Origin of the sequence: Pseudomonas sp. GD04158 (assembly GCF_029834875.1) — a bacterium.
Lineage (GTDB): Bacteria > Pseudomonadota > Gammaproteobacteria > Pseudomonadales > Pseudomonadaceae > Aquipseudomonas > Aquipseudomonas hydrolytica.
Genome location: NZ_JAODYT010000124.1, coordinates 1 through 7,107, shown reverse-complemented (window position 1 = coordinate 7,107; position 7,107 = coordinate 1). Strand labels below are relative to the sequence as shown.

6 protein-coding genes and 1 pseudogene are annotated in these 7,107 nt (G+C 68.3%); 1 reads left to right on the top strand and 6 read right to left on the bottom strand.

Annotation, left to right across the window (positions count from 1 at the left end):
* A partial coding sequence (locus tag N7333_RS23340) for an MFS transporter (protein ID WP_279859451.1) occupies window positions 1-705 on the bottom strand: 705 nt, incomplete at its 3' end.
* Between the two features lie 98 nt (window positions 706-803).
* On the opposite strand from N7333_RS23340, the gene N7333_RS23335 reads away from it, so the two are divergent.
* Window positions 804-1,766, top strand: coding sequence for a LysR family transcriptional regulator (locus tag N7333_RS23335; protein WP_129483659.1), 963 nt, complete (start codon window positions 804-806; stop codon window positions 1,764-1,766).
* Between the two features lie 10 nt (window positions 1,767-1,776).
* Here N7333_RS23335 and N7333_RS23330 read toward each other — a convergent pair whose 3' ends face one another.
* The 5 genes and pseudogenes from N7333_RS23330 to N7333_RS23310 form a co-directional block, all read right to left on the bottom strand.
* Window positions 1,777-3,090 carry an FAD-binding oxidoreductase gene (locus tag N7333_RS23330; protein ID WP_129483660.1) on the bottom strand — a complete coding sequence of 438 codons (1,314 nt, stop codon included), beginning with the start codon at window positions 3,088-3,090 and terminating at the stop codon, window positions 1,777-1,779.
* 82 nt (window positions 3,091-3,172) lie between these two features.
* Complete coding sequence (locus tag N7333_RS23325) at window positions 3,173-4,540, bottom strand: glutamine synthetase family protein (protein ID WP_129483661.1); 1,368 nt, start codon at window positions 4,538-4,540, stop codon at window positions 3,173-3,175.
* 120 nt (window positions 4,541-4,660) lie between these two features.
* Window positions 4,661-4,840: a hypothetical protein gene (locus tag N7333_RS23320; protein WP_129483662.1), complete on the bottom strand. Its 180-nt coding sequence runs from the start codon at window positions 4,838-4,840 to the stop codon at window positions 4,661-4,663.
* A 146-nt stretch (window positions 4,841-4,986) separates the two neighbouring features.
* Window positions 4,987-6,561, bottom strand: coding sequence for a methyl-accepting chemotaxis protein (locus tag N7333_RS23315; protein WP_177491266.1), 1,575 nt, complete (start codon window positions 6,559-6,561; stop codon window positions 4,987-4,989).
* Between the two features lie 227 nt (window positions 6,562-6,788).
* Window positions 6,789-7,107: pseudogene (locus N7333_RS23310) on the bottom strand (pyridine nucleotide-disulfide oxidoreductase); the annotation flags it as partial.

The following is a 7,107-nucleotide window of genomic DNA, read 5'->3' as shown; positions in this document are numbered from 1 at the left end:
CGCCACCGACAACAGCCCCTGGGCCAGCGCCGCGCGGCGCAGGGCCGGATAGCGCGACCAGAGCTTGAGCATCGAGCCAAGCAGCGCGCCATAGCCCAGCGAGGTGGTCGCGGCGAAGCGCGGCAGGCCCCGCCAGGCACCGATGGCGAACAGCGCGATGGAGATTGCCGCCACCCCATACACCGCGCGCCAGCCGAACTGCTCGGCGATCAGTCCGCTCATCACCCGCGACAGCAGAATGCCGAGCAGCAGACCGGTCATCACCGTGCCCACCACCGTGCCGCGCTCGTTCTCCGGGGCCATGGTGGCGGCGGCCGGGACGATGTCCTGGGCCATGGTGGCGGCGAGGCCGATGGCCAGGCTGGCGACCAGCAGGGCCCCCACGCCCGGCGCAATGCTGCTCAGCAGCAGGGCCAGCATCAGCATGCCGGCCTTGGCCAGGATGATCCGCCGCCGGTCGTAGCGGTCCCCCAGCGGCGCCAGCAGCAGGATGCCCAGGGCGTAGCCGAGCTGCGTCAGCATCGGCACCATGCCGACGGCACGCTCGCCAGCCTGGATGTCGGCGCCCAGCACACCCAGCATCGGCTGGCTGTAGTAGAGGGTGGCGACGCTCAGCCCGGCCCCCGTGGCCAGGAGAAGCACGAGCCCGCGCGATAACGCGGGTGCGCTGTGCGCCAGCGCGGGGGAGCAAGGTGTCGAGGTCATGAGCGTTTTCCCAGAGGCTTGAACGAGGGCATCATTCTCATCGCGTATCGAAAGGCGCTGTAGTAGCCTTCCAGGCAAATCAGTTATGCACTTTACGTATGAGCGAACTCGTCACCAGCCTCGATCGCATCGAACTGCTGCGCACCTTCATCCGCATCGTCGACGCCGGCAGCCTGTCGGCCGCCGCCGCGCAGCTGAACACCACGCAGCCCACCGTCAGCCGTCGCCTGCAGACGCTGGAGCGCTCGCTGGGCCTGCAGCTGCTCAACCGCACCACCCACGGCATGCAGCTGACCGGCGATGGCGAGCGCTGCTACACCTACGCCAGGCAGGTGCTGGAAAGCTGGACGGAGATGGAGGACGAGCTGATCGGCGCACGCGAAGACCCTCGCGGCACGCTGCGCGTGCAGGTGCCTCACGCCTTCGGCCAGGACCAGCTGATCGCCCCGCTGGGGGAGTACCTGCGTCGCTACCCGAAGGTGAGCGTGGAGTGGGTGCTGCACGATCGCAGCCCCGACTTCACCGCCGAGGGCATCGACTGTGCGATTCAGGTCGGCTTCATCGAAGACCCGTCGGTGGTCGCCATCCGCCTCGGCGAAGTGCCGCGGATCGTGGTCGCGGCGCCGGAGCTGCTCGGCGACGAGCCGCTGGCCGCATCGACCGAACAGCTGCAGCGCCTGCCCTGGCTGGCACTACGCACCTACTACACCGACGAGGTGGTGCTGACCTGCCTGCGTGACGGTCGCTCGCACCGCTTTGCGATCCAGCCGCGGATGAGCACCGACAGCCTCTATGCCCTGCGCAGCGCCGCGCTCGCCGGGCTCGGCGCCTGCGTCAGCTCGGCCTGGATAGTCGCCCGCGATATCGAGGAAGGCCGCCTGGTCCAGTTGATCCCGCAATGGCAGGCCGCGCCCCTGCCGGTCTACCTGATCTACCCACATGCGCGCAGCTACCCGGCCAAGTTGCGCCTGTTCGCCGAGCTGATCCGCAGCCGCATGCCGAACCTCGTCGGCCTGCGCGCAGCAGGTGCCGAAGGTGCGCAGCCGGGCAGCCGTCACTGACGCGCCGTGCTCAGCGCAGCTTCTCCAGCATCTGGTAGTACCACATGCCGGCGGCCAGCATCGGGTTGCCGAGCTGGTCGCCCAGCGGCACCTTGATGTGCCTGCAGGCGGCGAAGGTGTCGTACTGCTCCAGGTCGCCGGTGATGGCCTTGGCCATGATCTCGCCCATAATGTGGGTGGTGGCGATGCCGTGGCCGGAGTAGCCCTGGCAATACCAGACGTTGCTCGACAGCTTGCCCAGCTGCGGAATGCGGTTCATCACGATGCCCATGGCGCAGCTCCACTGGTAGTCGATCTGCACGCCCTTGAGCTGCGGGAAGGTGCGCTCGATGCACGGGCGCAGCTCGCCGGCGATATCCCGCGAATCACGCCCGGAGTAGTTACAGCCGCCGCCGAACAGCAGGCGACCATCGGCGGTGAGGCGGTAGTAGTCGAGCACGAAGCGGCAGTCGTACACCGCCAGGTCCTGCGGGTTGATCTCTTTCGCCAGCTCGCCCAGCGGCGCGGTGGTGACGATGCCGCCCATGGCCGGGAAGATCAGGCCCTTGAGCTTGCGCCGCTCCAGCTTGTGGTAGACGTCGCCGGCCAGCAGCACCTGCTTGGCCTCGATCCGCCCGCCGCGGGTGACCACCGCCGGACGCGCGCCGTGGACGATATCCAGCACCTCGGAATGCTCGAAGATCAGCGCGCCCAGGCTCTCGGCGGCCCTGGCCTCGCCGATGCACAGGTTGAGCGGGTGCAGGTGCATGTTGCGGGTGTTTCTGATCGCCCCGCAGTACAGCTCGCTGCCCAGTTGCGCACGCACGCCGTCGGCGTCGAGCAGGGTCACCTCGTCACCCATGCCGCGGCGCAGCGCCTCCTCGAAGGAAGCCTTGAGCTCGTCCATATGGCTGGGCTTCATCGCCGCGTGCAGATGGCCGTGCTTGAGGTCGCAGTCGATGCCGTATTTGGCCACGCGGTTCTTGATGATCTCGTGGCCGCGCCAGCGCAGGTGCCAGATGAAGTCGTCCACCTCCTCGCCCAGCGTGTTGCGCATCTGCTTGCGCATGGCCTCGTCGCCGGACAGGCTGCCGGTGACCTGGCCGCCGTTGCGCCCGCTGGCGCCCCAGCCGACCTTGTTGGTTTCCACCACGGCCACTTTCAGGCCGCGCTCGGCCAGCTCCACCGCCGTGGCGATGCCGGTGAAGCCGCCGCCGATGATGGCCACGTCCACCGTCACGCTGCCCTGCAGCGTCGGGTAGTCGGTCTCGAAGTTGAGCGAGGCCGAGTAATAGGACGGCGCGCGCTCGGCGGCGGGTTTGACGGGTTGGGTGATGGCGTTCATTGCAAAGTCCTCGAAGCGGCTATACGCCGTAGGGTGCGCCGTGCGCACCATGTATGGGTTCGGTGCGCCCAGCGCACCCTACTCAGGCGTTACTCAGATACCAGCGCCAGTCCTGCTCGCCGACCTCGCCCATGAACTGGCGATACTCGGCGCGCTTGACCGCGAGAAACACCTTGAGGAACTCCGCGCCGAAGGCGTCGCGCGCCCAGCCGGAGCGCTCCAGCGCCTGGATCGAAGTCAGCCAGTCGGTGGGCAGCAGCTCCTTGGCCTGGGCATAGCCGTTGCCCTGCACCGGCTCACCCGGATCGAGCCCCTCGCGAATGCCGCGGTGGATGCCGGCGAGGATCGCCGCCGCGGCCAGATAGGGGTTGGCGTCGGCGCCGCAGATGCGGTGCTCGACATGCCGGGTCGGCGCCGGGCCGCCCGGCACGCGCAGGCTGACGGTGCGGTTGTCCACGCCCCAGGTCGGCGCCAGCGGCGCGTAGCTGTTGGCCTGGAAGCGCCGGTAGGAGTTGGCGTTGGGGCAGAACAGCAGCAGCGAATCGAGCAGGCTGGCGAGCATGCCGCCGACCGCCTGGCGCAGCAGCGGCGTACCCGAAGGATCCTCGCTGGCAAACAGATTGTTGCCCTGCCCGTCGGCCAGGCTGACGTGCATATGCATGCCGGTGCCAGCCAGATCATCGAACGGCTTGGCCATAAAGCAGGCCTGCATGCCGTGGGCGTGGGCCACGCCCTTGACCAGGCGCTTGTAGCGCACCGCCTGGTCCATCGCCGCCAGCGCCGGGCCGTGTTCCAGGGTGATCTCGACCTGGCCGGGAGCGTATTCGGAAATCGCCGTGCGCGCCGGGATGCCCTGGGCCTTGCAGGCCGCGTAGAGATCACGCAAGAACGGCTCGATCTGTTCCAGCTCGCGCAGGCCGTAGACCTGGGTCTGCCGCGGGCGACCGCCGTCGGCGTCCAGCGCCGGCTGCGGGCGGCCCTGGGCATCGCGTTTCTGATCGAGCAGGTAGAACTCCAGTTCGCAGGCCATCACCGGGTGGTAGCCGTCGGCCTCGAGCTGCTCGATCACCCGCACCAGCAACTGACGCGGATCGGCCGGCGTGGCCGGCAGGCCTTCGCTGGGGTGCATCGATACCTGCACCGCGGCGGTGGGGATCTGCCGCCAGGGCAGGCGCACCAGGCTGCCGGGCAGCGGGTAGGCGCGGCAGTCGATATCGCCCACCTCCCAGACCAGGCCGGAGTCCTCGACGTCCTCACCCTGGATGGACAGGCCGAGCATGGTGCTCGGCAGTGGCCGGCCGCTCTGGTACAGCGCCAGCAGCTCCTCGCGGTGCAGCAGCTTGCCGCGCGGCACGCCATTGGCGTCGAGGATGAACAGCTCGATTAGCTCGATATCGGGGTTGTGCGCGAGGAAGTCCAAGGCTTCCTGCGCGGGGGCGAAAGTCGTCATATCGCACTCGCTTGCGCCAGTCGGGCGCTCGGTGTCCGCACGGCCCATTCGATTCTCGAACAGGTTGCACAGGCAGACAAATGGGCATCAGCGGCTGCGGACATGGCGCAGCCATCGGAGTCAGCGGGTGGGGACGATGTCCGGCGGGCGCGCGTGGCGGCAATGCCACAGCGCCCAGAAGGCGAGGATGATGGTCAGCAGCGGGTTGAGCCGCTCGAGCAGGCGGCGCCGCGCCGGGGCGCGGTGGAGCGGAACATGGACTTGGCAGGCCGGGGAGTTCATGGCTTGGCAGCGTCGCACAGGGTTTGACGTGCGTTAAATCGGGATTTTCATACGCTTGGTTATGCGCCAGCTAAACAATCCTGCCCGTGCCAACCAAGTCGACCCGCAGGGTGCGCCATGCGCACCCTTAACCGAACGGCAGCCAGCGGTGCGCTCAGCGCACCCTACGGCTCCGGCCGATAGCCCAGACGCAAGCCGCCCCAATGCCGCCCGCGCACCATGATCGGCACCGACAGGTCGTGCATCAGCTCGCCGGTATCGCGCATGTAGGTCTGCAGCAGCAGCGCCTGCCTGTGGCTGCCGCAACGGATGCCGGTGCGGTCGTTGAACAGGCGCTTGCCGCGGCTCTTGGCGGCATCCACCGCGGCATCGCCGGTGGGCGGATGGTTGAAGGCGGCGTTATGCGTCGGCACATAGCCTTCCGGCGTGGTGCAGATGGCGAATACCAGCCCTTCATGGCGCTTGAGCAGAGGCTCCTGCAAGGCCGGCAGAACCTGATCGGCATACTGGTCGAAGCGGGTGCGATATTTCTGCGGCTGGGTACCGGGTATCGGCTGGTAGTTGCGATCGAACAGTTCGTCGATGCCGATGCGTCCGGCCTGCAGGTCCTGTTCGAACTGCGCGGCGATGGCCGCAGCCCCTTCGCGGGCGAGGTCGTAGGCACGCTGGTGATAATCGTCCAGGCCCACTTCGGCGAGCTGCTCGCTGACCGTTTCCGCCAGCCCCACCAGATGCTCGGCGGCACCGGCCAGCTTGCGGGTCTCGCCCTCGCTGTCCTGCACGTCGCTCTGCAACTGCAGCGCGGCGGTGGACATGCTGGCCAGACGCTGATGATTGTCCGCCGTGCCGGCGCTGATCTGCGCCACCTGCTGCTCGACCTCCTCGGCCTGGTCGGCGATGCCGTGCAGCTGCCCGCCGGCCGACTCGATCTGCTGCGCGGCCTGTTCCAGCTCGACGCTCTGGCGCTGGATATGGGCGACCACCGCAGCGCTCTGCTGACGGATGTCGGCGACCATCTGGCTGACCTCGCCGGTGGCGCTGGCGGTGCGCGCGGCGAGGTTGCGCACCTCGTCGGCGACCACGGCAAAGCCGCGGCCCATCTCGCCGGCACGCGCGGCCTCGATGGCGGCGTTGAGCGCCAGCAGGTTGGTCTGGCTGGCAATGGACTGGATCACCTGGGTGACCTGCTCGATCTGCTCGGTACGACTGCCCAGGCCGTCGATCAGCTCCCGGCTGGCCAGGGTCTGTGCGCTGAGCTGCTGCATGCGGGCGATGGCCTCGCTGAGTTCGGCCTGACCGCTGGCGCTGGCATCGCGTACCTGGCGCGCGGCGCTGAGGGTCTGCTCGGCGCGGGCGGCGCTGTCCTGTTCGGTATGGGTGATGGCCTCGGCCGCCTGGCTGACCTGCTGCACCGCCGCCAACTGCGATTGCAGGCGCTCGGCCAGCAGCTTGACCGCATGGGCGACCTTGGCCGCGGACAGCGCGTTGTGGCAGGTGTGCCGCGACAGGCCGCGGCTCAGCTCGATGAACTCGTTGCCAGCGGTTTGCCGCGCTGCGGACTGCGACGCATCCTCGCGTCGCTGCCAGGGCCCCAGCCAGGGCCACAGTGCCAGGAGCAGGAACGACGGCACGCTGACATAGGATGGCAACTGCGTCTGCTGATAGACCAGCATCAACGCGGCCAGCCCCAATGCATGCAAGACAAAGGCAATTGGCGAGCGGATAAAGGCAGCTTGCATGACCGACCTCGAAGTTCTTGTTCTTGGGCGCGGTGAGGCGCTGTAGGCGGACGGTGTCACGACGATTTCTCCTCGAACATCCCACGCAGCCTGGGCAGCAGGCTAGGTGATCGACAGGCCCGGCGGCAGAGACGCGCACTTGGGGCAGGATGGTTTCGATTCGAGCACCCCGGAAGGTCCACCACCATCACACTTTAGTCGCAGATGGCCGCCACCAGCGAGCCGCATCATCCAGCCAGCCGGTGGCGCTGGATGAAACGCCTGTCCAGCCAGTCCTTGCAGCGCCCATACAGCTGCCCGCCCGCGCTCCAGTCGTGCCAACCGAGCAGCGCTCCGCCATCGCCGGTGGCCAGCAAGGCCAGGCTCTGCCATTGCGCGCGATACGGCCGCAGCGGTCGACCGACCAGGGCGGCCTGCAGGTTGGCCGTGAGCACTGGCGCCTGCCGCACCGCGAAGCGCCCGCTGCGGCGCATGCCGTCGAGGCTGGCGCTGTCGCCCACGGCGAAGATCTGCCCATGCGACTCGCTCTGCAGGGTCGGGCGGATG

Coding starts and splice junctions, on each gene's coding strand:
- N7333_RS23335 (WP_129483659.1), top strand. CDS start 804: ATGAGCGAACTCGTCACCAGCCTCGATCGCATCGAACTGCTGCGCACC.
- N7333_RS23315 (WP_177491266.1), bottom strand. CDS start 6,561: ATGCAAGCTGCCTTTATCCGCTCGCCAATTGCCTTTGTCTTGCATGCA.
- N7333_RS23325 (WP_129483661.1), bottom strand. CDS start 4,540: ATGACGACTTTCGCCCCCGCGCAGGAAGCCTTGGACTTCCTCGCGCAC.
- N7333_RS23330 (WP_129483660.1), bottom strand. CDS start 3,090: ATGAACGCCATCACCCAACCCGTCAAACCCGCCGCCGAGCGCGCGCCG.